Here is a 25587-nt window from a genome sequence, read left to right as displayed (position 1 = left end):
TCGCCGACTGCCGGATCCACAGACCCGCAGGTCAGACCCGCTGCGGCAGCGCCCCGGAACAACACCGTCCCGGTGTGCACTGCACCCCTGAAGACGGCCTCCGGCCCGTTCTGGTTGCCTCCGCTCACCCGCGCGAGAACGCTCGAGAACGCGGACGGGCCGCCCACGGAAATCCGTGGGCGGCCCGTCCGGCCGTGTGAAGTGGGCCCAGTGGGTCAGTGGGCGATCACCGGGATCTTGAGCTCGGGCTCGTCGGCGACGGAGCCGGAGTCGGAGCCGGTCTTGGTCGTCGGGCCGCCGGGGCGGCCCGTGTTGATCAGGGTGAGCGCGATGGCCGCGCTGGCCACCAGGATGCCGACCGCCCACCAGATCGCCGCGGTGTAGCCCTCGACCATGGCCTGCGCCTGGACCAGGCGGCCGGCCGCGCCGCCCGCCGCGGCCTCCGTGGCGTGCGAGGTGAGGTACGCGGTGGTCGCCGAGGCGGCGATGGTGTTCAGCAGCGCCGTGCCGATGGCGCCGCCGACCTGCTGGGAGGTGTTGACCATCGCGGAGGCGACGCCGGCGTCGGCCGGGTTCACCCCGTGGGTGGACAGCGACATGGCCGGCATGAACGCCGTACCCATGCCGAGGCCCAGGAGGAGCTGCGCGGGCAGGATCAGCGCCGGGTAGGAGGAGCCGACCTCCAGCTGGGTGAGCATCAGCATGCCGGCCGCGGCGGTCAGGAAGCCGGGGCCCATCAGCAGGCGCGGCGGAACCCGGGTCATCAGCCGGGCACCGATCTGGGTGGAGCCCGTGATCATGCCCGCGATCATCGGGAGGAAGGCGAAGCCGGTCTTGACCGGCGAATAGCCCTGTACGACCTGGAGGTAGTAGGTGAGGAAGAGGAACAGGCCGAACATCGCGATGACGGCCAGGCCGAGCGAGAGGTAGACCCCTCCGCGGTTGCGCTCCAGCAGGACGCGGAGCGGCAGCAGCGGGGAGCGGACCAGCGACTCGGTGACGACGAAGGCCGCCAGCAGCACCGCCGAGGCGATGAACAGGCCGATGGTCACGGGGTCGGACCAGCCCTCGGCCTCGGCGCGGGTGAACCCGTACACCAGGGCGACCAGGCCGAGGGTGGAGAGGACCACGCCGGGGATGTCCAGCGGCGCGCGGTTGCGGGTGCCGGCCGGCTCGCGGATGACGAGGTAGGCGCCGACGGCCGCGACCACGGCGAAGGGGATGTTGACGAAGAAGGTCCAGCGCCAGTTGAGGTACTCGGTGAGGACGCCGCCCAGGATCAGGCCGACCGCGCCGCCGCCGCCGGCGATGGCGCCGTAGATGCCGAAGGCCTTGGCCCGCTCCTTGGCGTCGGTGAACATCACCGCGAGGAGGGACAGCGCAGCGGGGGCGAGCAGCGCGCCGAAAGCACCCTGGAGGGCGCGGGCGCCGAGCATGGTGGCCTCGCCGGTGGCCGCTCCGCCGAGCGCGGAAGCCGCGGCGAAACCGATCAGGCCGATGACGAAGGCGCGCTTGCGGCCCCACTTGTCGGCGATCCGGCCGCCGAAGAGGAGCAGCCCGCCGAAGGCCAGGGCGTAAGCGGTGATGACCCACTGGCGGTTGCCGTCGGAGATGCCGAGGTCCTGCTGGGCGGAGGGCAGGGCGATGTTCACGATGGTCGCGTCGAGGACGACCATCAGCTGGGCCAGAGCGATGAAGACCAGGGCTTTCCAGCGGCTGGGGTCGGCCTGCTGCAGAAGGCCGGGCGGGGCTGTTTTGGACATGGGGGTACCCACTTCACGGTGCGGTGTGCTGAAAGGAGCGTTAAGGGTGGCGGTATGGGGGTTTTTGGCCGGTCATCGACGCTAGAGGAAGCGCCCGGGAACGTCACATGGTTTTCCGCCTCAGGCCGTCGAGAGTGGCCGCGGCACCCGGCAGCTCGGAGCGGGCCGGAGCCCGCAACCCGTCGAGGAACAGCTGCAGATGGCGGTGGACGAAGCGGTCGGCGTCGAGGCAGCCGGTCCCCGGGAGCGGCCGGCTGAGCTGGGCCAGGGCGACCATCAGATCGCCGACGGCCACGTCCGTGCGCAGCAGTCCGGCCTCCCGGCCGGCGGCCATCAGGATCTCGACAGCCCCTTCCAACCCGGCCCGGGCCGCGTCGAGTTCGGGGTGGTCATGGTCGAAGTCCCCGGAGAGCATGGGGCACAGGGCGCCGATCCGCTCGTCGGCCGCGGCATGGGTGAACCGTACGAGCGCGGCGAAGGCGTCCGGCTCCTCGGCGAGGGCCTGCTCGGCGTGGGCGGTGACCCGCTCCATGACGTAGACGACGACCTGGTGCACCAGGGTGGCGCGGTCGGGGAAGTGCCGGTACAGGGTGGCGTTGCCGACCCCGGCCCGGCGGGCGATCTCGTCGAAGGGGGCGTCCGCGCCGTGCTCGACGAAGGTCTCCCGGGCGGCTGCGAGGATCCGCTCCCGATTGCGCAGCGCGTCCGCGCGCGGACGCGGGGCCTTGGCCGCCCCCGCTTCAGTCCGGCTTTCCTGCACACCCTGCACGAGCGGTCTCCCTGCTTCCCTTGTCACGCCTGTCGGCTCCGGCAGCCCCAAACGGGGACTCGATCCCCGTTTCGAGGACATCGGGTTAAACGGGGACTCGATCCCCGCTTATTTCACCCTTGAGAGTGAGCCGGGTCACATTGCATTCCACGTTCGGACCCTCCCGGCGCGCGGGCGCGGCGCGCCCGGCGGAGGGTGATCGAACAGAGCGCAGTCCGGGCCCGGCCGACTGCCGCGGACCCGAGGGCGATTCTCATGGCGCAGACCCGCCGACGGATACGCAGACCCCGCCGCACCAGCGCATTCATCGGCATCACCGCGCTGGCCCTGGGCGTCACGGCCACCGCGAGCGGCGGGCTCCCCAGCCGGCCCCAGTCCGCGCCGGGTCCGGTGGCAGCCGCCAACGAGAGCGCACTGGCGCCCTGCCGGATCTCCGAAACCATGGGCGTCCAGATGTCCGAAGGCCTGCCGACCCCGCCCGGGTACTCGCGCAGCACCGGCGAGGTACGGGCCCTGAACCTGATGGTCGACTTCCCCGACGCCAAGGGCGAGGGCACCGCCCTCGACCGGCTCGCGGAGTTCTTCCCGCAGACCTCCGACTGGTTCCGCACCAGCTCCTACGGGCGGCTCGTCTACAAGCCGGAGGCCCCGATAAGGACCTGGCTGCGGATGCCGATGCCGTTCGCGGCGTACGGGATCGAGCGCGGCTCGGCCTACGAGCCGGGCTACCGGCAGCTCGCCGAGCACATCGCCAAGGCCGCCGACGAGGAGGTGGACTTCAGCCGGTACGACCTGGTCAACATCCTGGTCACGCCGAACGCCGGCCCGTCCGCCCTGGACACCGTGCTGTCGGTGACCTTCTCCGGCAACGGCGAGGCGCCGGTGGTCGACGGGGTGCCGCTGGCGAACACCTCGTTCGTCTACAGCCGCCAGGACGACGGCTCCGGCTCCTACCCGGAGACCGGCTACCGGGTCCTGCCGCACGAGAACGGCCATGTCTTCGGGCTGCCCGACCTGTACACCGCCGACGGCGGCGGCGCGGTCGGCCACTGGGACATCATGAGCGAGGACTGGGGCGCCAACAACGACCTGCTCGGCTGGCACAAGTGGAAGCTGGGCTGGCTGGACGGCACCCAGATCAGCTGCGCCTCCCGGTCCGGCACCAGCGAGCACCTGCTGTCCCCGCTGGCCGTGGCGGGCGGCACCAAGCTGGCCTTCGTACCGCTGTCGGAGAGCACCGGGTACGCCGTGGAGGTCCGCACCCCGGCCGGCAACGACGAGGCGGTGTGCAAGCCGGGCGTGCTCGTCTACAAGGTCGACTCTGCCGTGGACACCGGGCAGGGACCCGTCACGGTCACGGACAGCACCGAGACCAGCGGGGGCTGCACCCGCCACCCCAACGTGCACGCGGAGCTCTCGGACGCGCCGTTCGGCCCGGGCGAGACCTTCACCGACGAGAAGGCGGGCATCAGCGTCTCGGTGCTCGGCGAACCGCGCAACGGCAACTACCGGGTGCGGATCACCCGCCCCTGATTCCCTGAAACCCTGATCCCCCGGATCCACCCGATCCCCCTGATCCCCCTGATGCGCGTCTTTCGTCACCAATCGGGAGCCGGTGCCGTTTGCCGGATATGACCACCACTCCCGAGGACCGGCTCGCCGCGGCCGGCTTCCCGCTGCCGCAGGCCCCCGCGCCCGTCGCCGTCTACGTGCCCGCCGTCCACACCGGGAACCACGTGTACACCTCCGGCCAGCTCCCGATGGCCGGCGGCGCCCTCCAGCTGACCGGCAAGGTGGGCGCCGAGGTCTCGGCCGAGCAGGCCCGGGATCTCGCCCGGCAGTGCGCGCTGAACGCGCTGGCCGCCGTGGCCTCGGTCGCCGGCGACCTGTCCGCCGTCAAGCGGATCGTGAAGGTGGTCGGCTACGTGGCCAGCGACCCCGACTTCACCGGCCAGCCCGGCGTGGTCAACGGTGCGAGCGAGCTGCTCGGCACGGCCTTCGGCGATGCGGGCATCCACGCCCGCAGCGCGGTCGGGGTGGCCGTACTGCCCCTGGACGCGCCGGTGGAGGTGGAGCTCGTGGTGGAGCTCCACACTCCGATGGGTGTTTAGGTACTACGCAGCGCAGGTCAGCCGGTGATGTGTTCCGGGCGGACCGGGACCCGCCGCAGGGCGCGTCCGGTGGCGGCCCGGATCGCGGAGACCACCGCCGGGGTCGGCGACAGGGTCGGGGCCTCCCCGATGCCGCGCAGCCCGTACGGGGCGTTCGGGTCGGCGAGCTCCAGGACGTCGACCGGGATGGTCGGGGTGTCGAGGATGGTCGGGATCAGGTAGTCGGTGAAGGAGGGGTTGCGGACCTTCGCGGTCACCGGGTCGACCACGATCTCCTCCATCACGGCCAGCCCCAGGCCCTGCGTGGTGCCGCCCTGGATCTGGCCGGCCACCGACAGCGGGTTGAGGGCCTTGCCCACGTCCTGGGCCACCGCCAGCTCGATCACCTTCACAAGGCCCAGCTCTGTATCGACCTCGACCACCGCCCGATGGGCGGCGAAGGAGTACTGGACATGGCCGTTGCCCTGCCCGGTCTCCCGGTCGAAGGCCTCGGTGGGGCGGTGCCGCCACTCCAGCTCCAGGTCGATGGGCTCCTCCCCCTCCAGCAGCTCCGCCAGGCCGGCCAGCACCTCCCCGCCCTCGGTGACCACCTTGCCGCCCTCCAGCAGGAGCTCGGCGTGCGCCCAGGCCGGGTGGTACGAGCCGTACTTGCGCCGCCCCAGCTCCAGGACCCGTTCGCGGACGGCCTCGCAGGTGTGCTTCACCGCGCCGCCCGTGACATACGTCTGGCGGGAGGCTGAGGTGGAGCCCGCGTTGCCGACCCGGGTGTCGGCGGGCTGGATGGTCACCTGGGTGACGCCGAGCTCGGTCCGGGCGATCTGCGCGTGCACGGTCACCCCGCCCTGCCCGACCTCGGCCATCGCGGTGTGCACGGTGGCCACCGCCTCGCCGCCGGCCACGGCCAGCCGGACCCGGGCGGTGGAGTAGTCGTCGTAGCCCTCGGAGAAGCCGACGTTCTTGATGCCCACGGCGTAGCCGATCCCGCGGACCACCCCCTCCCCGTGGGTGGTGTTGGACAGACCGCCGGGCAGTGCGCGCACATCGGTGCCCTCGGTGCTGGCCCACTGGCGCTCGGGCGGCAGCGGCATCGCCTTCACCCGGCGCAGCAGTTCGGCGACCGGGGCCGGGGAGTCCACGATCTGTCCGGTGGGCATCCGGGTGCCCTGCTCCATGGCGTTGAGCTGCCGGAACTCCACGGGGTCCATGCCGAGTTCCGCGGCGAGCCGGTCCATCTGGGACTCGTACGCAAAACAGGCCTGGACGGCGCCGAAGCCGCGCATCGCGCCGCAGGGCGGGTTGTTGGTGTAGAGGCCGACCGCCTCGATGTCCACGTTCTCGCAGGCGTACGGGCCGAGGCCGAGGGAGGCGGCGTTGCCGACCACCGCCGGGGTGGAGGAGGCGTACGCGCCGCCGTCGAGCACGATCCGGGCGGTGACGTGGGTGAGCTTGCCGTCGAAGGTGGCGCCGTGCTCGTAGGTGAGCTTGGCGGGGTGCCGGTGCACATGGCCGAAGAAGGACTCGTACCGGTTGTAGACCATCTTCACCGGCTTGCCGGTGCGCTGGGCCAGCAGGCAGGCGTGGGCCTGCATGGAGAGGTCCTCACGGCCGCCGAAGGCACCGCCGACTCCGGAGAGGGTGAGCCGGACCTTGCCGGCGGGCAGCCCGAGGATGGGGGCCACCTGCTTCTGGTCCACGTGCAGCCACTGGGTGGAGACGTACAGGTCCATGCCGCCGTCCTCGGCGGGCACGGCGAGGCCGGACTCGGGACCCAGGAAGGCCTGGTCCTGGATGCCGACCTCGTACTCCTCGCGGACGATCACGTCCGCGCGGGCCCGGGCCGCCGCCACGTCGCCGCGCCGGACCGGCTGGCGGTGGACGATGTTGGGGTGCGGGCTGTGCGGGGCGTGGTGGTCGTCGCGGTCGGGGTGCAGGACGGGTGCGCCGGGGGCGGTGGCGCTGGCCTCGTCGGTGACCGGCGGGAGCACCTCGTACTCGACGCGGATCTTCGCGGCGGCGCGGCGGGCGGTCTCCGGATGGTCGGCGGCGACCAGGGCGACCGGTTCGCCATGGAAGCGGACCCGGCCGTCGCAGAGCACCGGCTGGTCGGCGATCTCCAGGCCGTACTTCTTGGCGGCGGGCAGGTCGGCGTGGGTGAGGACTGCGTATACGCCCGGGACGGCGAGGGCTTCGGAGACGTCGAGGGCGGTGATGCGCGCATGGGCGTGCGGGGCGCGCAGGGTCTGGCCCCAGAGCATGTCCTCGTGCCAGAGGTCGGAGGCATAGGCGAACTCACCGGTGACCTTGAGGGTGCCGTCCGGGCGGAGGGTGGACTCGCCGATGCCGCCCTTGGTGTGCTTCTGGGTGACGTTGGTCGGTGTGCCGGCGGGAGTGGTGTGGGCGTTGCGGATGTTGCGGGCCATGGGGTCAGACCGCCTCTCCTTGGCGGGCAGCTGCCAGGCGGACCGCGTCGAGGATCTTCTCGTAGCCCGTGCAGCGGCAGAGGTTGCCGGACAGGGCCTCCCGGATGTCCTGGTCGGACGGGGACGGGTTGGACTCCAGCAGGGCATCGGTCTGGACGAGCAGGCCGGGGGTGCAGAAACCGCACTGCACGGCACCGGCGTCGATGAACGCCTGCTGGACCGGCGCCATGGTGCCGCCGTTTGCGAGGCCTTCGACGGTCACCACCTCGCGCCCTTCCGCCTGCCCGGCGGCGACCAGGCAGGAGCACACCGGCACCCCGTCGAGACGGACCGTGCAGGAACCGCATTCGCCTTGCTCACACGCGTTCTTCGAACCGGGCAGGCCCAGCCGCCCCCGGAGCACGTAGAGGAGGGATTCGCCTTCCCACACCTCGTCGGCCTCGTACGGGCGGCCGTTGACGGTCAGGCTGACGCGCATGGTCACGCCACTCCTTCCATGGTGGTGCCGGTGGGGCCGCGGCCGGCCCGGTATTCCTCCCACGTCCAGAGCAGCTGGCGGCGTGCCAGGATGCCCACGGCGTGGCGGCGGTACTTCGCGGTGCCGCGGACGTCGTCGATCGGATTGCAGGAGGCGGCGGCCAGGTCGCCGAACTGCTTGGCGACCGAGGGGGTGATGAGCTTGCCGGAGTCCCAGAAACCGCCGTCTTCGAGCGCGGCCTCCAGGAATTCCTCGGCGACCCGGGCCCGGATCGGGGTCGGGGCGGCGGAACCGATGCCGGTGCGGACCGTACGGGTCTCGGGGTGCAGGGCGAGGCCGAAGGCGCAGACCGCGATGACCATCGCGTTGCGGGTGCCGACCTTGGAGAACTGCTGCGGGCCGTCCGCCTTCCTGATGTGGATCGTCTTGATGAGCTCGTCGGCGGCGAGCGCGTTCCGCTTCACCCCGGTGTAGAACGCGTCGATCGGGATCAGCCGGGAGCCGCGGACCGACTCCACCTCGACCTCGGCACCGGCGGCGAGCAGCGCGGGGTGGGCATCGCCGGCCGGGGAGGCGGTGCCCAGGTTGCCGCCGACCCCGCCGCGGTTGCGGATCTGCGGGGACGCGACGGTGTGCGAGGCGAGCGCGAGACCGGGCAGTTCCACCCGCAGGTTCTCCATGATCTGCGTGTACGGGACGGAGGCGCCGAGCCGTACGACGTCCTCGCCGGTCTCCCAGGTGTGCAGCAGCTCGATGCGTCCCAGGTCCATCAGGTACTCGGGCCGACGGTGGTCGAAGTTGATCTCGACCATCACATCGGTGCCACCTGCGATGGGTACGGCCGCGGGGTACGCGGCCTTGGCGGCGAGCGCCTCCTCCCAGGTGGCGGGACGAAGGAAGTCCATGGCGGCTCTCTTTTCGTGTGGGCGGGCCACGTGGGCCAAGTGGGCCGACTGGGCCAAGTACGGCCTTAGGCCCTCACCGATCCCATGAACCCGGATGGCCGGTCCGAAACGGATCTCGGCGGAATTCCCTCGATGCGCCGCTGCTGAGCTGCGTCGATCCGTGCGGGGCCGGCGCCGCCGGGCCGGTTCCTGGCGGCCGAGCGGGCGGGCCTGCTGCCGCACCGCCTGGGCCCGGTCGCAACGCAGCATGGCGGGGCGGACCCAGCGGCAGCCGGGGCCTGGGCCGGCTGGACTTCGTTGCGGCCCTGCGGGTGGAGTGACCTCAGGTCTGCCCGGGCTGCGGGGGCGTCCAGTTGAGGGTCAGGCCGTTGAAGTTCTGGCCCTGTACCACCGGGGCGTTCTGCGTACCGCCGCTGATGGTGTTGTTGACGTTCACCGAGCCCGCCGCCGCGGGCGGCTCGGGGGCGATCTCGGCCAGCAGGGCGCGCAGTTCCTGGGCGGCGGCCGGGTCGGCGCGCAGCGCGCGGCTCAGGCGGAGCCGCCATTCGCTCTCGATGTCCTCGGTGAGCGCGGTGTCCTGTGCGGCCTCGGCGGCCACCAACTCGGTGCGGGACTCTTCCAGTTCGGCCGAGACGGCCTCCGGGTCCCGGCCGCGGCGGCCGAAGAAACCCGCGATCCGTTCGCTGGCCTGTGTCCACGCGTCGCCGACCATCGCCGACACCATCGCGGTCGCGGCCGACATCGCCAGTGCTGAGAGCTCCGGTTCCATGCGTCCACGCTAGCCGTAGGCTGAGGCGGCCGGGGGCGGATCGGAAAATGCGGACGCGGGGACAGGGAAGGCACGGGCGTCGGATGCGGGTGGAGCGGGGACTGCCGGACCGGCGCTGGCTGACCGTGCCGGCCGAACGCACCGTCCTGGGCGTGATCCACAACGTGACCTCGGCGACCCGGCTGCTCGATCTGCTCACCGCGTTCGAGGACGATCCGCGGGTGCGGGTGGTGTTCACCTGCACCGGCTCCTCCGCCTTCGAGGCCGGCATAGCCGAATTCGTCGCCGAGCACGAACTGTTCTTCATTCCGTGGGAGGTAGCCCTGCGGGAAAAGTTCGATCTGGCGGTGAGCACCAGCCGCGGCGGGGAATTGGAAAAGATTTCCGCACCGCTCATAGGCACCCCGCACGGCGCTGGCTACAATAAGAAACTCAGCAGGAATCCGGAATCCGGAATCCGGAATCCGGAATCCGGGGCAGGGGCCGGGGCATTTGGGCTGTCCGCGGAATGGCTGCTGCACGACGGTGAGGTCATCCCGTCCGCGATCCTCCTCTCGCACGAGGAACAGCAGGCCCGGCTGCGCCAGGACTGCCCGGAAGCCCTCCCGTACGCACATGTGACGGGCGACCCCGTCCTCGACGAACTCGCCGCCTCCCGCCCCTTCCGTACGGAATACCGCGCAGCCCTCGGAATCCGTCCCGGCCAGAAATTCCTCCTGGTCACCTCCACCTGGAGTGACCGTTCTCTACTCGGGGCTTCATTCGAGCTGATCGGCCGGGCGCTCGCCGAATTGCCCCAGGACGAATACCGGGTCGTCGCGGCCGTTCACCCCAATGCCTGGTACGGCCACGGCGGCTGGCAGATCCGCACCTGGCTGGCCGCCTGCCGGCGCGCCGGGCTCCTGCTGCCCTCGCCCGCCGAGCCCACCTGGAAGGCCGCGATCTGCGCCGCCGACGCCTTCATCGGCGACCACGGCTCCCTCTCCCTTTACGCAGCCGCCCAGGGACTGCCCGGCCTGCTGGCCGCCTTCGACGAGCACACGGTTGCGCCCGGCTCCCCCATGGCCTGGCTGGGCGAACAGCTCCCCAGGGTCTGCCCCACCCGGCCGCTGGCCCGGCAACTGGCCGACGCCGTCCGCCTCCCGGCCGCCTCCGGCCGGGTCAGCTCCCGCCCCGGCCGGGCCCTCGCCCTGTTCCGCGAGCTCTGCTACCGGCAACTGCGGCTGTCCCCACCGGAGTCCGGATGCCCGCCCCGGCCGGTGCCGCTGCCCGAACCGCCGGCCGCGCCCCGCAGCCCGGTGGGCCGAGCCCTGTACGTCGATGCGGTCGTGTCCGGCGAGCGGGTGACCCTGCGCCGCTATCCGGCCGAGGCCCAGGGCCGGGTCACCGCCCACCTCGGCGCCGAGCCGCACCTGCTGGCCGACGAGGCCGAACCCGAGCCCCGCCACCGCAACTCCGCCGAGATCCTGCTGGCCCGCGGCTCCGGCCCGGCCGAGCTGTTCGACCGCCACCCGGGCTGCGAGCTGGTGGTCGCGGAGGGCCGGCTGTACCTGCGCGGGGGCGGGGTGTTCACCGCGGCGGGCGCGGATCCCGCCCTGGCGGCGTCGGCGCTGCTCGCCGGGGCGGAGGGCAGCTGCACCCTCGAAGTCGGCGGCACGGTACAACAGCTGACGCTCCGCCCGGCCTGACCCGGGCCGCGCTCAGGCCTGGCCCAGCAGGCGGCGGGCTTCCTCGGCCCGGGTGCTGCGCAGCAGCTCGTACTGGTCCAGGGCAGCCTGCCAGTCGGCCCGGGCGGCCTCCGGCTCGCCCTGCGCGGCCCGCAGCCGGCCCCGGACCAGCAGCGCATCCGCCCCGTCCACGCCGGGCCGGCCGGTCCCCCGGTAGTAGGCCAGCGCCGTCTCCAGTGGCCCGGCCGCCTCCTCCGGCCGCCCGGCCGCGAGCCGGGCCATGGCGTACCGGACCCGGACCTTCGCCTCGTTGTGCGGATCCCGCTTCGGCAGCGCCTCGAACTTCCGCAAGGCCTCCGTGAGTTGGGAGGCGGCCCGGTCGTGCTGTCCGGCCGCGCTCGCCGCCCGCCCCTGGTGGTACGCCAACAGGGCTCGGCCCCTCGGGTGTTCGGTGTCCCCGAGGGCGGCCAACGCCTCGGCGTAGAAGTCCAGTGCCGCCGCCGGGTCGCCGTTCCGTTCCGCGATCTGGCCGAGGCCCTCCAGGGCGGAGGACTCGGTCCGGGCGTGCCCGATCCGGCGGGCCGTCTCGCGGGCCGCGTCGTACTGCGCGCGGGCCTCCGCCAGGTCCTCCGCGGAGCCCCGGTCGAGCAGTGCGAAGCCGAGCTCGAAGTGCATCCGGGCCAGCGGCAGCCCGCCCAGGCCGGGGGTGTGGGCGGCTGCGTCCACCGCGAGCCGGTTCACCTGCACCCAGAGGGAGTGGTGGCCGCGCCGGAAGAAGAACCCGTGCAGGGATTCGGCGAGCAGACAGAGCGCGGCCGGATCGTGCACCCGGCACAGTTCGGCGACTCCGACCAGGGTGTGCCGTTCGGCCTGGAGCGCGTCCAGCGCCTCCTCGACGTCCGCAAACAGGGGCGTCGGCGGCTCGGGCGGCGCGGGCGGCTCGGGTTCGGCGAAGTGCGGGCCGTACCGCCAGCGCCCGGAGACCAGGGCCTCGGCGGCCGTGGTCCGCCGCAGGTACCAGTCGGTGATCAGCGGGAGGGCCTCGGCCGTCTCGGCCCGGCCGAGCTCGGCGGCGTACGTGTGCAGCACCGGGTTCATCCGGAACCGCCCGGCGCCGGCCTGCTCCAGCAGTCCGGCCTCGCGGAGCTCCGCCCGCACGCCGGGGCCGCCGGCCAGCCGGTCCACCAGCTCGCCGGCGAACTCGGCCGTGGGGTGCACGCCGAGCAGCCGGAAGGTGCGCCGGCCCCGCTCGCCGAGCACCGCGTACGAGTCGCCGAGCAGCGCGCGGGCGGCCTGCGCGTAGTACTCGTCCTCGGGCACGTCCAGCGCCTCCAGCATCGAACCGTGCGCGGCGAGCCGGCCCACCAGCCCGGTGAAGCCGTCGAGCAGCGGATCGGCGGCCTGCGCGGCGGCGAGCCGCAGCAGGCCGGGCAGGCCGGCCGAGGCCCGGACAACCGTACGGAACCCGGCCCGGTCCGGTACGTCGTCCAGCTCGGCCACTGACCGGAACAACTCGGCGCAGGCCGCCTCGTCCAGCCCGCCGACGGTGAGCCGGACCGGCCTGACCTTGCCGCCCCGGCGGAGCCGGTCCAGCGGGCTGCGGCTGGTCAGGACGACCATGCCGGCCGGGTGCCCGGGGAGCAGCGCCGGCACCTGACCGGCGTGCACCACGCCGTCGAGTACGACCAGGCAGGGGCGGTCGGCGGTCAGGCTGCGGAACCGGGCGGCGAGGGCGGCGACGGTCTCGGAGGCGGCTCTGGGGGCGCGGAGCTCGCCGATGAAGGACTCCAGTACGGCGGCCGGATCGGCGGCGCCGGCCGCCGCGGCGGTGGTCAGGTCGGCGTAGAAGACCCCGCCGGGGAAGCGCTCCCGGGCGGTGGTCCGGCCCCAGTACACGCACAGGTCGCTCTTGCCGGCGCCGGGCGCGCCGTCCAGCAGCACCACCTGCGGGGAGCTGCGGTCGGCCAGGCCCGCGGCGAGCCGGTCCAGCTCGGCGCGGAGCGCGTCGCGGTCGACGAATCCGTCGGGGATGTGGGGCAGCATGGCGGGCACGCGGAAGGACATGGCGGAAGCGTCCTGCATGATCACGGTCCCGGCCTGGACGACGGGGGCGAAGTAGGTACCGCCGGAGATGTGGTTGTCCACCCGGCGCAGTGTCCCAGTTGGGACCCCGCGGAGGGGTGCGTTCCGCACATCCGGTGCATCCAATGCAGCAGCGACTCAGAGGCGGAGGGAGGCGGCCACCGGCAGGTGGTCGCTGGCGGTGGCGGGCAGCGACCAGGCAGCGACGGGTTCGACCCCGCGCACGAGGATGTGGTCGATCCGGGCGACCGGGAACGCGGCGGGCCAGCTGAACCCGAGACCCGCGCCTGCCTCGCGCTGGGCGGGCCGGAACCCGGAGAAGACGGGGGCGAGGGCCCGGTCGTCGGTGGTGCCGTTGAAGTCCCCGACAAGCAGGGTGCGTCGGGGCGGGGCGCTCTCCGGGTCCGCGGCCAGCTCGGCCGCCAGGCGGGCGGCGGCGGCATTGCGGCGGGCGGTGGTGAACCCGCTCTCCGGCCGAATGCGGACGGAGGCAAGGTGGGCGACGTACACGGTGAGCGGGCCCTTGGGGGTGTCGACCGTACTGCGCAGGGCCCGGGTCCACGGCATGATCGGCACCGGGCGGGTGTCGCGGATCGGGTACATGCTCCACAGGCCGACGGTGCCGTGCACCTGGTGGTGGGGGTGGGTGGCGGCGAGGGCGCGCTCGTAGGTACCGGTGGCGGGCTGGACGAGTTCCTCAAGGGCGATGATCTGCGCGCCGGACGCGACGAGGGCGCGGGCAGTGCCGGCCGGGTCGGGGTTGGCGTCGTCGACGTTGTGCGTGACCACGGTGAGATCGCCGCCGGCGGCGTTCTCACCGGACGCCTCGGCCCGGTCGAGGAAGCCGGGCCCGAACAGCGACACCCAGACGAGCGCGGGAACGAGCACCCCGACCAGCGCGGCCCGCGAGCCGCGCGCACACGCGAGCACGACCACGGCCAGGACGGCGACGAGGACCCCGGTCCAGGGCAGGAAGGTCTGCACGAGGCTGCCGAGGTTCCCGATCCGGTTGGGCACCCGGTCGTGGAACAGCATCAGCAGGGCAAGCCCGACCGCCGTGCCGGCGATGACCCGCCCGCGCCACCCGTTCTCGTTCACACGGATGGGGACGCCACACACGCCCCCGGACGTTCCCGCCGTACCCGTCGAAGAAGCTCGCTCAGCTGCCCGTTCGTATCGCGCAGGCCACGCGTCACGCCATCCGCACGCTCGATGGTGCGAGCGGCGCGCCCGAGCGCATTGAGGGCGCGGACCGAGCCCATGCGGGGAACGGAGTCGAGGAGGGTGGACAGCCAGGCGTCCGCCTCGCGCCATGCACCGGCCCGGGCGAGTACGTACGCCAGCTCGGTGGCGAAGAGCGAGCGGTAAGCGGGTGCGTCGCCGGCCGCCGCCGCTCCGTGGAGCAGCACGGCCGCCTGTTCCGGCTCCCCCAGCTCGGCGTGGGCGAGCCCGTGGTGTCCGTCGAGCTCGGTGCGGTCGAACCACCACGTCCAGGCCGGGTCACGGTCGGAGGGCCCGTCGGCGAGCAGGTCCCGGGCGGCGCTCAGCGACCCCAGGGCCGCGCGTCGCTGCTGCATCTGGGCCTGCGCACGCGCCTCCCGGACCCGGAATATCGCGGCCACCCGCTCCGGAAGCCCCGCTCTGGCCAGGACGGCCGACGATATGCGGAGGGAGTCTCGGGGGCGGCCGAGGTGGGCGTGCTGCATGCACAGCACGGAGAGGGTCAGCAGCTCGACGGAGGCCCCGTGCCCGACGTCCTCCCTGGCCGCCGGGGCCGATCGGGCCAGGGCCAGCGCCCGCTGGTTCATCCGGTACGAGGCCCCGTGCCGCTCGGCATCGAACAGGATCCATCCAACCACCTCGAAGAGCTCGGCCAGCGCTTCACTCCCGGCGGCTCCGGCCCGCCGGTCGACGCCACCCGCGGCCCGCACAGCCCGCACGGCCGCGGGAGCCGCGTACCGCGCCCCATACATCCGGTCGATCTCCAACAACCCGGCCGTCACGGCGGCAACGCCACCGCCCGACCCCATGGCTTCCTCGGCATGCTCCATCCCCTTGATCGTCACCCGCCGCCACCCCCAGCACAAGGCCGGCCGGCGCCCAGCCAAACGGATCAGGATTGGAGAAGCACCGTTCACCGGCCCGGAGTTAACGTTTCGGCCATGGACCTCACCATTCACACCACCGCCCTCCCGCACGACGACCCGGACGCCTCCCTCGCCTTCTATCGCGACATCCTCGGCTTCGAGGTCCGCAGCGATGTCGGCCACGGCAAGATGCGCTGGATCACGGTCGGCCCGGTAGGCCAGCCCGGCACCTCGATCCTGCTGGCGCCGCCCGCCGCCGACCCCGGAGTCACCGAGGACGAGCGCCGCACCATCGTCGAGATGATGGCCAAGGGCACCTACGGCTGGATCCTGCTGGCCACCCCCGACCTCGACGGCACCTTCGAGAAGGTGCAGGCCGGCGACGCCGAGGTGGTCCAGGAGCCGACCGACCAGCCGTATGGCGTCCGCGACTGCGCCTTCCGCGATCCCGCGGGCAACCTGATCCGCATCCAAAAACTCCGCTGATCCTTCCGTCCCCCCGGGAGTTCCCTCATGTGCCATCCCGCATGGCGGCTCGCACGGATCGCTGCCCAGCGCCTGACCGACCTCGCGCGACTGCGCCGCGTACGCGACCGGATCGACCGGGAATACACACAGCCACTGAACGTCGAGGCGCTCGCGCGCAGCGCGAACATGCCGGCCGGGCAACTCAGCCGGGAGTTCCGCCTCGCCTACGGCAAATCGCCGTACGCCTATCTCCTCACGCGCCGCATCGAGCGCGCGACGGCCCTGCTGCGGCACAGCGACCTCGGCATCACCGAGGTCGGCTCCGCGGTCGGCTGCGCAACGCCGGGCATCTTCGCCACCCGCTTCACCGAGCTGACCGGCATGCCGCCCGCCGCCTACCGGCAAGCCCCCGCGGCCGAGCCGCAACCAGCGTGACAAGCACGCCACCGCGTTCCTCATCTCCACACCGCGCACCCCGGCCTCGGCCCGGCCCGCAACGGCTTCGACCCGCACGAACTCGACGAGCCCTACCAGTACTTCCTGATCCGGCCGCGAGGCATCCAGGCGTGGCGGGAGGCAAACAAACTCCAGGGCCGAGACCTCATGCGCAACGGCCACTGGCTCGCCTGACCGCGCGGCAACCGACCCAACCCCCGTAGGAGAGAAACCTGCCATGACGACAAAGACCACGCAGCAGCCCGCCGAGCAGCACGAGGGATTCACGGACGAGGAGCGGGGCGCGATGAAGGAGCGCGCCCAGGAGCTGAAGACGGCCGCCCGCCGCGGCCCGCGCGCGGCCAAGGCGGACGCGGAGGGCGACGTACTCGCCAAGATCGCCGAGATGCCTGAAGCGGACCGCATCCTCGCCGAGCGGCTCCACACCATCGTCAAGGCCGCCGCCCCGGACCTCGCGCCGAAGCTCTGGTACGGGATGCCCGCGTATGCCAGGAACGGCAAGGTCGTCTGCTTCTTCCAGAGCGCGCAGAAGTTCAAGACGCGCTATGCCACGCTCGGCTTCAGCGACCTGGCGGCCCTCGACGAAGGCACCCTGTGGCCGACCTCCTACGCCCTGACGGAGCTGACCGCCACCGCCGAGGCCCGCATCGCCGCGCTCATCGAGAAGGCGGCAAGCTGAGGCCGCCTCCGCAGATCACCCGACCATCCGCACGGCAGCCCAGGCCCGGCCCGTTATGGGGGCGCACCCGCGCAATACGATCCGCTAGGCTGTCAGCGGTCAGCGGGCCACCAACCCGCGCCCTGCCTTCGTAGCTCAGGGGATAGAGCACCGCTCTCCTAAAGCGGGTGTCGCAGGTTCGAATCCTGCCGGGGGCACAAGGTAAAGGGCCAGCTCAGGGGAACATTCCCCCGATGCTGGCCCTTCGCCATGATCACGGCCGTGCCACCTAGGTGCCACAAGGCAGCGGATCGATGCCCTTCCGGACCTGGCGGATCATCTCCCCGAGCTTCCCCGCGATGTGCTGATAGATCAGCGGAGGGCACGCCGGCTCGCGCTTCGCCTGGGAGTACGACTTCCAGGTGCCGGACTCGGCGAAGGACAGGGAAGGCCAGGAGTGATCACGACGCAGGATTGGGCCGACACGCGGTGCCTGTGGGAGTACCACCAGATGGGCCACGCGCCCCGGCCGTGCTCCGTTGCCATCGGGCTCGGCAGTCACGACCTGGGGGTGGCCGACACCGCAGTCGACCTGTACCGGCGCGGTATGGCTCCGCTGCTCGTGTTCAGCGGAGCCACCAGCCCGACGACACGGGAACGCATGCCTCGCGGCGAAGCCGTCCACTACCGGGAGCGGGCGCTTGAGCTGGGGGTTCCCAGCTCGGCCGTGCTAGTGGAACCGCGCGCTCGGAACACGGGCGAGAACATCCGCTTCAGCCGCGAACTGCTCCAAGAGGCCGGCGTTGACGTGTCCTCCGCACTGCTGATCAGCAAGCCGTACGAGGAGAGGCGCGCATACGCCACAGCGCGCCAGCTGTGGCCCGGAGTTGAGATCGTCAGCGCTTCCAGCCCGATGACGCTGGACGAGTACATCGACTCCATCGGTGACGCTCGTCTGGTGATCGACATGCTGGTGGGTGCTTTGCAGCGACTGCTGGTCTACCCGGAGCAGGGCTTCATGATCCGTCAGCAGGTGCCTGGCGACGTGATCGACGCGTACGAACGACTGTGCCGGCAAGGCTTCACGAGCCGCCTCTTGAGGGACGAGCAAGGTCAGGCACGACGCCAGGCATGCTGATGACGGGCGACGGCGTACACGTTCTCCACCTGCTCCGCGGTGAGCTTGCCGGTGGTCGGGCCGAGCGCTGCCACGTCTCGCTCCTGGTAGACGCGAACGGTGTACTGCGTCGCTGCACGATGGAGCGACGCGACACCGACGAAGACCAGTACCGGTTCCACGGGCACTTCGAAGGCGCAGTACCGCTCCAGGACCTTCCGTACGTAATCGGCCTCGGCCTTGCTGGCAGCGGCGTAGGGCTCCGGTTGCCGGCCATTGACTTTGGCCATCGAATCACCGACCCAGACTGAGGCGCCCTGGTGGTTCTTGGTGTTGATGCTGAACACGCCACCGGGGCCGATGAGCAGGTGGTCGATGTCGCCGCCGTTGCTCTTCTGAATGCCATGAAGGGTCCGCCAACCGAGCGGCGCCAGGCGCTCTAACTCTCGGCCTACCCGTCGCTCCCCCTCGAGCCCGGCGTACCAGCTGTCCCAGTCCGACGACTGCCGCAGCAACTTCGCCTTCAGCCGTTGAGCTGTTGATGGGCCTCGCTCGGCGAGCATCCCAAGCAGGCGTGCACCGGGGCGGTTCCTTGCCAGATCCTCACTGGGGCTGAGGGGTGGGAGAGACGCCGGCCGCTCGGCCCGGCGCTTCGGGGCTGTGTGACCAGGGTTCTGAGGGGGTGGCGCAGGGCGCGATCCAGGAGGGCGCGGAGATGTGGAGCTGACAGTGAGCCCATCCCCAAGGTGGCGTCGGAGCAGGGCTAACGCCTCATCCCGGTACTTCTGAACCTTGATCGTCACGGTCTTTGTCGCTCGATCCGCCCAGGCGACCGTTGTCCCGTCCGGGAGGTTCACGTAGAGCCGGTCCTTGCCGTGCCTCTTCCACGGATTCACCGTGAGATCGCTCATCAGCCGCCCCCGTGTATGCCGTCCCCACACATATGCCAACAGCTGGTGGCCAGGTCGGCAAGACCACCGGGGACAGAGCGAGCTGTTACAGGTTTCCCTACCTCATCAAGCACCCGGCTCCGCACGCGCTGCGCCGACGCCCGCCCGCCCCTGCAAGGCGGGATAGACCCGAAGGCATGAGTCGAGCCCTACGGCCGTCGGTTCCATCACTCACCGATTTGCCTCCGGCGGGAGCCTCAGGCTCCGGGATGGCGGGGGCGCCGTACGCGGCTGCCGGCCCGTGGATGGCTGGGGGCGGAGGAAACTCCCATCCCGTCTGCCGTCGACCCAGGACAAGCCGAGCAGACACGGCACCGGGCGCACCGCGTCCGCTCCACGTACGTGGGGTCGACGGCAGACGGGATGGGAGTTGGGGAGCGTGGTGGGTTGGTATGGGGGTCGGACGAGCCGACGATCCTGCTCGTCTCAACAGTCAAGCTCGTCCGGCACGACTAACTCACGGCAGCCCACTTCCTTCCACGTCCGCACAATCGGGACCATCAGAGGTCTTTGGGCGGGCGAGTTGGCCGCGTCAGCCCTACTCACTCGATGGGCTCAGAGGTCTGCCGAGGCTCGTGCTCTCTCCGGCACAATCGGGTAGCGTCACAAAGCCAACGTACGGGGTATGGAGGGAGGCGCGGTGTCCTACGAGCCCAAATTGGCCGCTGCGTTGTCCGGCGCCACCATCCGTCAACTCGCCCACTGGCGCAACCCGTCGTCCACTAGGGGCGCCATCCTTGTGCCGGAAGTGTCGGCCAGCCGACCGATCCTGTATTCCTTCCGTGACGTCGTCGCCCTCCGCACATGCGTCAAGCTCCGCCAGGAGACTTCGCTACAGAAGATCCGCCGGGCCTTGAACACCCTGCGTGAGGACCTTGGAGAGCGGAGGCACCTCTCTTCGTACGTCCTCGTGGCGGAAAACGACAGAATCTACCTGGCCGACTCGGACCATGCTGTCGACCTCATCAGAGGGGGCAACATCGTCATTCACGAGCTCGTGGACGTCCTGGCCCCCTTCTACCGCAACGGCCGGCACATTCCAGATCTTCTCAAGCCGCGGGACCACGTAGCTGTCGACTCGTCCGTTCGAGGTGGCGAACCGGTCATCGAGGGCACGCGGATCCCCGCGTCCGAGGTGGCTGCTTTGGTGCGGGATGGGATCCCACCAGACCGAATCAGCGACTTCTATCCCGGAGTCAGCGCGGCAGCGGCCCGAGATGCAAACGACTTCAGCAACTACGTGGACAGCTACATGAGCGACAGCGGCCCCGGGCAGGTCGTCGCTTGAAGTTGCTGCTGGATGAGAACGTGCCCCGGCCCATGGCCGACATTGTGGCTGTGCTCCTCGCCGCGCACGACGTATCGCACGTCCACGACCTGCAGGGCTGGTCAGGCACAAAGGACGTCCAGCTCTACCCCAAGGCTCAGGCCGAGGGCTTCGAAGCCATCATCACCAATGACAGCAAGCAGATGAGTCGCCGCGCCGAAGTGGCGGCTATTGCCGAGTCAGGCTTGCACCGCATCGAGTACCGGCAGAACAACAAGCACGGTGGGCTGATCGGTTTGGGAACTGCCATCGCCACCGTGTGCGCCGCCCTCCCCCACGCCATGGACGAGCTGGCCGAAGCGGATGGACAGCGACTGATCTTGCTGCGGGGTATTGATCCCACGAGGGGGAGCCGCCTTCAGGTGACCATCCCCGCTCTGGCGCCTCCACACTTGTGGCCCGACTCCCACCAAAAGCGAGCGGCTACAGCCACGCCCGTGGCGTCCGTAGTGCGCCAACGATCTGGGGAGAGTGCGGCTGAGAAGCCCGGCGTTTGACCCGCACGGCAGGGCCTAGGAAGCCCGGGCGTTCCACAAACGTGCCAGATCGTGCGGGGAGCCACGGGGAACGAGGGGAGTTGATGGGTCCTGGGTGGTAGCTCAACACGCCAGGCAAATGCCCAGGTCAGCCGCAGATCCGTCGTACCGCTCTCCTAAAGCGGGTGTCGCAGGTTCGCATCCTGTCGGGGGCACAGCATTGAGGGCCAGTGCGAGGGTTGATCCCCTTGAACTGGCCCTTTGCTGTTGGCAGGCCACGCCGGTGTGCTCGTCGGGCGTCGAGGTCTTTCGCTGCGGCGGAGCGGGCCCGGGGTCGCGGGGATGAGCGTGCAGCACGGTCAGGGATGTGGCTTGGGGAGGGATATTGCCGCGGCTAGGCCGAGGAGGCCTGCTGTGGCGAGGGTGAGCATGGCGGTGGCGTAGGCGGCCGTGGTGAGGGTGGCTACGAGGATGGTGCCGGCGATGGCCGTGCCTAGCGAGGAGCCGAGGTTTGAGACGCTGCGGGAGAGGCCGGAGATTTCGCCCTGTTGCTCCTCGGGGAAGCTCGACTGGACCACGTTGACCGAGGGGGTCAGCATCAGGCCCAGGCCCAGGCCGAGCAGGAGGAGGCCGGGGGCGAAGGCCCAGGCGCTCGGGAAGCTGTTGACCATGGCGATCAGGACGACGATGCCGGTGATCGTGACGGCGAAGCCCGCCGTGATGAGGGTGCGCTGGGGCCGCCGTTTCGCGAGGCGTTCGGCGGCCAGGGAGGAGGCGAGCAGGCCGAGGGTGGCAGCGGTGAAGACGATGCCGGTCTGAATGGCGTCGTAGCCGCGTACGACCTGCAGGTAGGCCGCCACCGTGAACGACGAGCCCATGAGCAGCAGCCACTGGACGTTCTGGGTGACCAGGCCGAGGTTGGAGGTGCGGTTGTGGAACAGGCTGGTGGACAGCAGCGGTTCCCGGCCGGCCGCCTCGCGGGCGCGTACGTGACGGAAGAACCACAGCAGCGTGAGTGCGCCGAGGACGAGCAGGCCGGTCATCAGCCAGACGTTGTTGTCGGCGGCCAGGATGCCCATCACGACGAGGACGAGGCCGGCCGCCGAGAGGACGGCTCCGATGGTGTCGAAGGGGCGCGTCGGATCCGGTGGCAGGGGGTCGTCGAGGTGCCGGCTCAGCACGATGATCAACGCGATCACCAGGGCCTGGAACACGAAGGCGGCGCGCCAGCCGATCCATGTGGTGATGAGCCCGCCGATCAGTGGACCCGCGGCAGCGCCGATGCCGCCCAACGCCATGATGATCCCGAACGCGCGGGCCCGGGAGGTCAGGTCCGTGAAGAGGAGCGTCGTGAGGATGTACACGGGCGGGATCAGCAGAGCCGTACCGACGCCCTCGAGGATCGAGTTGCCGAGGATCAGCACGCCCAGGCCCGGGGCGGCGGCGCTCAGCAGGGCGCCGATCCCGTACACGGCGAGACCCACCAGGAAGCAGCGCTTGCGGCCGTAGCGGTCGGTCAGTTTGCCGCCGGGGATCATCAGAGCGGCCATGACGAGCAGGAAGATCGTGATGGCCACCTGGACGCCCTGCACGGTGGTGTCGAGGTCCTCGCTGATGTCGGTGATCATCACGTTCATGTTCGAGCCGGCGAAGCTGCAGATGAACTGCGCGAGGGCGAGTGGGGCGAGGATCCGTCGTTGTGCCGCCGACGTGCCTGAGTCGGTCATCGGGGTCCTGTGTCCCGTTGCGGACGGTGGGGGGGAGGGTCGGGGAGTTTGATGTGTGTTCTCAGGCGGGTCTCCGCCTTGTCGAGCTGTTCGTCGAGGGCCATGGCCGCTGCAATGAGGGCGAGGTGCGTGAACGCCTGGGGGAAGTTGCCCAGTTGTTCGCCCGAAGGCCCGATCTCCTCGGCGAACAGGCCGACGTGGTTGGCGTAGGTGAGCATCTTGTCGAAGGCGTACCGGGCCTGGTAGAGCCGGCCGGCCCGCGCCAGGGCCTCGACGTAGAGGAAGCTGCAGAGGTTGAAGGTCCCCTCCGCACCGCGCAGGCCGTCGGGGGAGGCTTCGGGGTTGTAGCGGTAGACCAGGCTGTCGCTGACCAGCTCCTGGTCCATGGCGTCGAGGGTGGTGAGCCAGTCCGGGTCCCGGGGGGAGAGGAAGCCGACCCGGGGCATCAGCAGGAGTGAGGCGTCCAGGACGTCGGTGTCGTAGTGCTGGACGAAGGCCTGCCGCTCCTTGTTCCACCCGCGGTCGACGATCTGCCGGAAGACCGTGTCCCGGACCTCGGTCCAGCGGGCGATGTCGGCGGGACGGGAGTGGGCGGTCGCCAGCCGGACACCGCAGTCGAAGGCGACCCAGGTCATCAGTCGGCTGTAGGTGAAGTTCTGCCGGCCGCCGCGGGTTTCCCAGATGCCTTCGTCGGGGCGGTCCCAGTTGTCGGCGAGCCAGTCCAGCACGTCGCTCATGGCCTTCCAGCCGCGGATGGCGCCCATGAAGTCGCCCGTCACGGCGAGGGCATCGGCCGCCTCGCCGTAGATGTCGAGCTGGAGCTGGTCGGCCGCCGCGTTGCCCGCGCGTACGGGCGAGGAGCCCATGTAGCCCTCCAGGTGGTCGAGGGTCTCCTCGACCAGGTGGGGATCCCCGTCCACCCGGTACATGATCTGCAAGGGGTCGCCCGAAGCCGTCCCGCCGGCCTCGAGGCGGTCGCGCATCCAGAGGCGGAAGGCATGGGCCTCCTCCTCGAAGCCCAGGTCGATCAGGGCCCGGACCGACAGCGAGGCGTCGCGCACCCAGGTGTACCGGTAGTCCCAGTTGCGCTCGCCGCCGACCTGCTCGGGCAGTCCCATGGTCGCCGCGGCGATCGGCGCCCCGGTGGGGGCGTAGGTGAGCAGTTTGAGGGTGATCGCCGAGCGGTTGACCATGTCCCGCCAGCGGCCCCGGTACGTGGAAGAGCGCAGCCAGAGGTGCCAGAACGTGTGGCATGCCTGCAGCTCGTCGGCGATGCCGGGCAGGGAGGGCGGGTGCGGGGCGGCGCCGCCGCTCGCGGTGCTGGTCAGCACGATGGCGGCCATCTCGCCGGCCTCGAGGGTGAAGCGGGCCGTGATGTCGTCGCCGTCGGCCTGCAGCGTGATGGGAGCGGTGGCCTGGAGGTGGAGGTCGGTTCCCGGGCCGTGGAAGACCGCCGAGTGGTCGTCGGTCAGGGTGAGGGTGTGGGGGGCACGCGCGTAGTCGAAGCGCGGGCGGCAGGCGAACGAGAAGGACAGGCTGCCCCGGACCACTCGGGCGACCCTGACCAGGCGGTGCCGGTCCGAGGGGACGGTGCCTTCGATCGGTGTCATGAAGTCGGCGACCTCGCCTACGCCACCGGGGGCCATGAAGCGGTTGACCAGGATGGCGGTGTCGGAGAGGTACAGCTGGCGGACCGTGGCAGCGCCGTCGTCCGGGAGCTCCGCGGCGAGCCGGCAATGGCCGCCCCGCTCGCTGTCCAGGAGCGAGGCGAAGATGCTGGGCGAATCGAAGCGGGGCGTGCACCACCAGTCGATCGTTCCGCCGGAGGACACGAGCGCGGCCGTCTGCAGATCGCCGACCATTCCGTGGTCGGCGATCGGCGGGTATCGGTTCTCCAGGTTCACAAGGCCTCCTTCGCCCGGCCGCCCCCTCACGTTCACAGGGTGCGCCGAATGCCGGATCTGCGCATGCGGGAGGACCCCCGGCCGGGTGCGGCCGGGGGTCCTCCCCGTGTGAGTGACTGAGTGGGTGGGCGGTCGGGTCAGGGGTTGCGGAGGCGGGCGGCGCGGGCGTCGAGTTCCGCGCGGAACGCCTGGGCGCGGTCCGACTGGGCCAGCCGGTAGGTGTGCTCCAGCGCGTCCATACGGTTCGCCGCCTCCTGCGCCGAGCGGTGGCGGCGGACCTCGTGTTCGGCGGCCTCGCAGGCGTGGCGGACCTGGAGTTCCTCCGCGTGCCGGCGGCGGCCGGACTCCAGGCGGCCGGTGAGGGCCCGGTCGTAACTGGTGGGGCCGCTCATCAGCTTGGCCAGCACCGGCATCGCATCCACCGTGAGCAGCAGGATGTGGAGCAGGACGGCGACGAACCCGGCGTACCAGTCCGACCAGGCCACCGCGCCCAGGGCGTGCGCGCTGGTCAGCAGGCCGTCGTCGTCCAGGGACTGCTCGTGGCGGCGGGTCCGCTCGTCGATGGCCTTGACCAGGGCGGGGCGGTAGGTCTCGCCGGCCGTGGCCTCCTGGGCGGTCAGGTCGCGGCCCTTCTGGATCAGCGCCGTGAGGTCGCTCTGGTGCTTGTCGGCCTGGCTCGAATCGCGGTAGTCCGAGGCGTCCTTGCGCGCCCGCTTGCAGGTCTCGGTGACGTCCTTGCCGCCGTTCGTCCAGACGTACTTCGTCCGGAAATCGCATTCGCGCTGCTCGGCGGCCATCTTGCCGGCCAGGTTCGTGTTGATGGCCGCGACCTGGTCCTGGCGTTCCTTGACCTCCGCGGCATTACGGGTGATCTGCTCGCGCAGTGCGGCCGGCGAGCCGGGTACGTTCAGCTGGAACCCGGCGCAGTCCGGTCGGCCCGCCGTCGCGGAGCCGTCGACCGGGTTGCAGGCCATCAGGCTGCCCCGGTAGGCCTCCACGTCCCGCTGGTGGCCGACGGTGATCTCCTGGCGTATCTCCTTGTCGAAGATCTGGAACAGCAGCGGCTCGGCGATGGCCAGGCCCAGCAGGACGGAGAGGAACAGCCGCGGGATGAGGGCCCGCAGCCGGCCCTTGGACGGGATGCCGTGGGTGCTCGACACCAGCCAGCTGTCCAGGGCCAGCACCACCCAGAACCAGATCGCCGCCACCACCAGGGCCACCGCGAGCGGCAGTTCGTCCCTGATGGTGGCGATGGCGAGGGCCATGGAGGCGCCGCCGAGCAGCGCCGTGTTCAGGACGATGGCCCCGTACCAGGTGTAGCGGGCGCGTTCCTCCGGGACCCAGCCGAGGACGTCCTCGCGGACGCCGATCAGCCGGCGGAGGTACACCGCCGGCTGCCGCCTCCGGCTTCCCCGGCCTCTCCGGCCTCCCCGACCTCGTGCCGGAGCCCGGA

22 protein-coding genes, 2 tRNA genes and 1 pseudogene are annotated in these 25587 nt (G+C 71.1%); 12 read left to right on the top strand and 13 right to left on the bottom strand.

Features of this window, described 5'->3' with window-relative positions; all coding sequences use genetic code 11:
• Positions 1-215: 215 nt before the first annotated feature.
• The gene (locus tag ABT123_RS04905; protein ID WP_351309851.1) at positions 216-1763 is read right to left on the bottom strand and encodes an MFS transporter; all 1548 of its coding nucleotides are present in this window, start codon (positions 1761-1763) and stop codon (positions 216-218) included.
• Between the two features lie 103 nt (positions 1764-1866).
• Positions 1867-2532, bottom strand: a complete 666-nt coding sequence (locus ABT123_RS04900) for a TetR/AcrR family transcriptional regulator (RefSeq protein WP_351309850.1) — start codon at positions 2530-2532, stop codon at positions 1867-1869.
• Between the two features lie 255 nt (positions 2533-2787).
• Between ABT123_RS04900 and ABT123_RS04895 the strand changes: the two genes are divergently transcribed.
• Positions 2788-4065 carry a M6 family metalloprotease domain-containing protein gene (locus ABT123_RS04895; protein ID WP_351309848.1) on the top strand — a complete coding sequence of 426 codons (1278 nt, stop codon included), beginning with the start codon at positions 2788-2790 and terminating at the stop codon, positions 4063-4065.
• Positions 4066-4163: 98 nt separating this feature from the next.
• Entirely contained in the window at positions 4164-4643 is a 480-nt protein-coding gene (locus ABT123_RS04890) for a RidA family protein (RefSeq protein ID WP_351309846.1), read from the top strand.
• A gap of 17 nt (positions 4644-4660) precedes the next feature.
• Here ABT123_RS04890 and pucD read toward each other — a convergent pair whose 3' ends face one another.
• The 4 genes from pucD to ABT123_RS04870 form a co-directional block, all read right to left on the bottom strand.
• Positions 4661-7063 carry a xanthine dehydrogenase subunit D gene (pucD, locus tag ABT123_RS04885; protein ID WP_351309844.1) on the bottom strand — a complete coding sequence of 801 codons (2403 nt, stop codon included), beginning with the start codon at positions 7061-7063 and terminating at the stop codon, positions 4661-4663.
• Between the two features lie 4 nt (positions 7064-7067).
• Complete coding sequence (locus ABT123_RS04880; RefSeq protein WP_351309842.1) at positions 7068-7541, bottom strand: (2Fe-2S)-binding protein; 474 nt, start codon at positions 7539-7541, stop codon at positions 7068-7070.
• A gap of 2 nt (positions 7542-7543) precedes the next feature.
• Entirely contained in the window at positions 7544-8446 is a 903-nt protein-coding gene (locus ABT123_RS04875) for an FAD binding domain-containing protein (protein ID WP_351309841.1), read from the bottom strand.
• 322 nt (positions 8447-8768) lie between these two features.
• Positions 8769-9215, bottom strand: coding sequence for a hypothetical protein (locus ABT123_RS04870; RefSeq protein WP_351309839.1), 447 nt, complete (start codon positions 9213-9215; stop codon positions 8769-8771).
• Between the two features lie 83 nt (positions 9216-9298).
• Between ABT123_RS04870 and ABT123_RS04865 the strand changes: the two genes are divergently transcribed.
• On the top strand, positions 9299-10903 hold the full coding sequence (locus tag ABT123_RS04865) for a glycosyltransferase family 28 protein (RefSeq protein ID WP_351309837.1): 1605 nt from the start codon (positions 9299-9301) through the stop codon (positions 10901-10903).
• 12 nt (positions 10904-10915) lie between these two features.
• On the opposite strand, the gene ABT123_RS04860 is transcribed toward ABT123_RS04865, so the two are convergent.
• From ABT123_RS04860 to ABT123_RS04850, 3 genes are all read right to left on the bottom strand, one after another.
• Positions 10916-13027 carry a tetratricopeptide repeat protein gene (locus tag ABT123_RS04860; RefSeq protein ID WP_351309835.1) on the bottom strand — a complete coding sequence of 704 codons (2112 nt, stop codon included), beginning with the start codon at positions 13025-13027 and terminating at the stop codon, positions 10916-10918.
• 75 nt (positions 13028-13102) lie between these two features.
• Positions 13103-13999: an endonuclease/exonuclease/phosphatase family protein gene (locus tag ABT123_RS04855; RefSeq protein WP_502970878.1), complete on the bottom strand. Its 897-nt coding sequence runs from the start codon at positions 13997-13999 to the stop codon at positions 13103-13105.
• 59 nt (positions 14000-14058) lie between these two features.
• On the bottom strand, positions 14059-15015 hold the full coding sequence (locus tag ABT123_RS04850) for an NsdA family TPR-like regulatory protein (RefSeq protein ID WP_351309832.1): 957 nt from the start codon (positions 15013-15015) through the stop codon (positions 14059-14061).
• A gap of 111 nt (positions 15016-15126) precedes the next feature.
• Between ABT123_RS04850 and ABT123_RS04845 the strand changes: the two genes are divergently transcribed.
• The 6 genes and pseudogenes from ABT123_RS04845 (at position 15127) to ABT123_RS04815 (ending at position 17771) form a co-directional block, all read left to right on the top strand.
• Complete coding sequence (locus ABT123_RS04845; RefSeq protein ID WP_351309830.1) at positions 15127-15537, top strand: VOC family protein; 411 nt, start codon at positions 15127-15129, stop codon at positions 15535-15537.
• A 27-nt stretch (positions 15538-15564) separates the two neighbouring features.
• On the top strand, positions 15565-15954 hold the full coding sequence (locus ABT123_RS04840) for a helix-turn-helix domain-containing protein (protein ID WP_351309828.1): 390 nt from the start codon (positions 15565-15567) through the stop codon (positions 15952-15954).
• 238 nt (positions 15955-16192) lie between these two features.
• The gene (locus ABT123_RS04830; protein ID WP_351309827.1) at positions 16193-16654 is read left to right on the top strand and encodes an iron chaperone; all 462 of its coding nucleotides are present in this window, start codon (positions 16193-16195) and stop codon (positions 16652-16654) included.
• 124 nt (positions 16655-16778) lie between these two features.
• Positions 16779-16851, top strand: a tRNA-Arg gene (locus tag ABT123_RS04825).
• A 159-nt stretch (positions 16852-17010) separates the two neighbouring features.
• Positions 17011-17094 (top strand): annotated as a pseudogene (locus ABT123_RS04820) (GntR family transcriptional regulator); the annotation flags it as partial.
• On the top strand, positions 17091-17771 hold the full coding sequence (locus ABT123_RS04815) for a YdcF family protein (protein WP_351309825.1): 681 nt from the start codon (positions 17091-17093) through the stop codon (positions 17769-17771). The pseudogene ABT123_RS04820 and the gene ABT123_RS04815, both read left to right, overlap by 4 nt.
• On the opposite strand, the gene ABT123_RS04810 is transcribed toward ABT123_RS04815, so the two are convergent.
• Positions 17747-18313, bottom strand: coding sequence for a nuclease-related domain-containing protein (locus ABT123_RS04810; RefSeq protein WP_351309823.1), 567 nt, complete (start codon positions 18311-18313; stop codon positions 17747-17749). The two genes, ABT123_RS04815 and ABT123_RS04810, sit on opposite strands and share 25 nt — an antisense overlap.
• Before the next feature lie 1027 nt (positions 18314-19340).
• Here ABT123_RS04810 and ABT123_RS04805 point away from each other — a divergent pair.
• From ABT123_RS04805 to ABT123_RS04795, 3 genes are all read left to right on the top strand, one after another.
• Entirely contained in the window at positions 19341-19988 is a 648-nt protein-coding gene (locus ABT123_RS04805; protein WP_351309821.1) for a DUF433 domain-containing protein, read from the top strand.
• Positions 19985-20524, top strand: a complete 540-nt coding sequence (locus ABT123_RS04800; RefSeq protein ID WP_351309819.1) for a DUF5615 family PIN-like protein — start codon at positions 19985-19987, stop codon at positions 20522-20524. Before ABT123_RS04805 ends, ABT123_RS04800 begins: the two co-directional genes overlap by 4 nt.
• Positions 20525-20644: 120 nt before the next feature.
• A tRNA-Arg gene (locus ABT123_RS04795) sits at positions 20645-20718 on the top strand.
• Between the two features lie 144 nt (positions 20719-20862).
• Here ABT123_RS04795 and ABT123_RS04790 read toward each other — a convergent pair.
• The 3 genes from ABT123_RS04790 to ABT123_RS04780 all read right to left on the bottom strand — a co-directional run bounded on the left by ABT123_RS04790 (position 20863) and on the right by ABT123_RS04780 (position 25522).
• Positions 20863-22230 carry an MFS transporter gene (locus ABT123_RS04790; RefSeq protein ID WP_351309818.1) on the bottom strand — a complete coding sequence of 456 codons (1368 nt, stop codon included), beginning with the start codon at positions 22228-22230 and terminating at the stop codon, positions 20863-20865.
• Positions 22227-24134, bottom strand: a complete 1908-nt coding sequence (locus ABT123_RS04785; RefSeq protein ID WP_351309816.1) for a glycoside hydrolase family 15 protein — start codon at positions 24132-24134, stop codon at positions 22227-22229. Before ABT123_RS04785 ends, ABT123_RS04790 begins: the two co-directional genes overlap by 4 nt.
• A gap of 137 nt (positions 24135-24271) precedes the next feature.
• On the bottom strand, positions 24272-25522 hold the full coding sequence (locus ABT123_RS04780; protein WP_351309814.1) for a DUF4407 domain-containing protein: 1251 nt from the start codon (positions 25520-25522) through the stop codon (positions 24272-24274).
• Positions 25523-25587 lie beyond the last annotated feature (65 nt).

It is taken from the genome of Streptomyces sp. NPDC002054 (assembly GCF_040296685.1).
Lineage (GTDB): Bacteria > Actinomycetota > Actinomycetes > Streptomycetales > Streptomycetaceae > Streptomyces.
The sequence above is the reverse complement of the archived record's forward strand: the minus strand, read 5'-3'. Positions and strand labels throughout refer to the sequence as shown.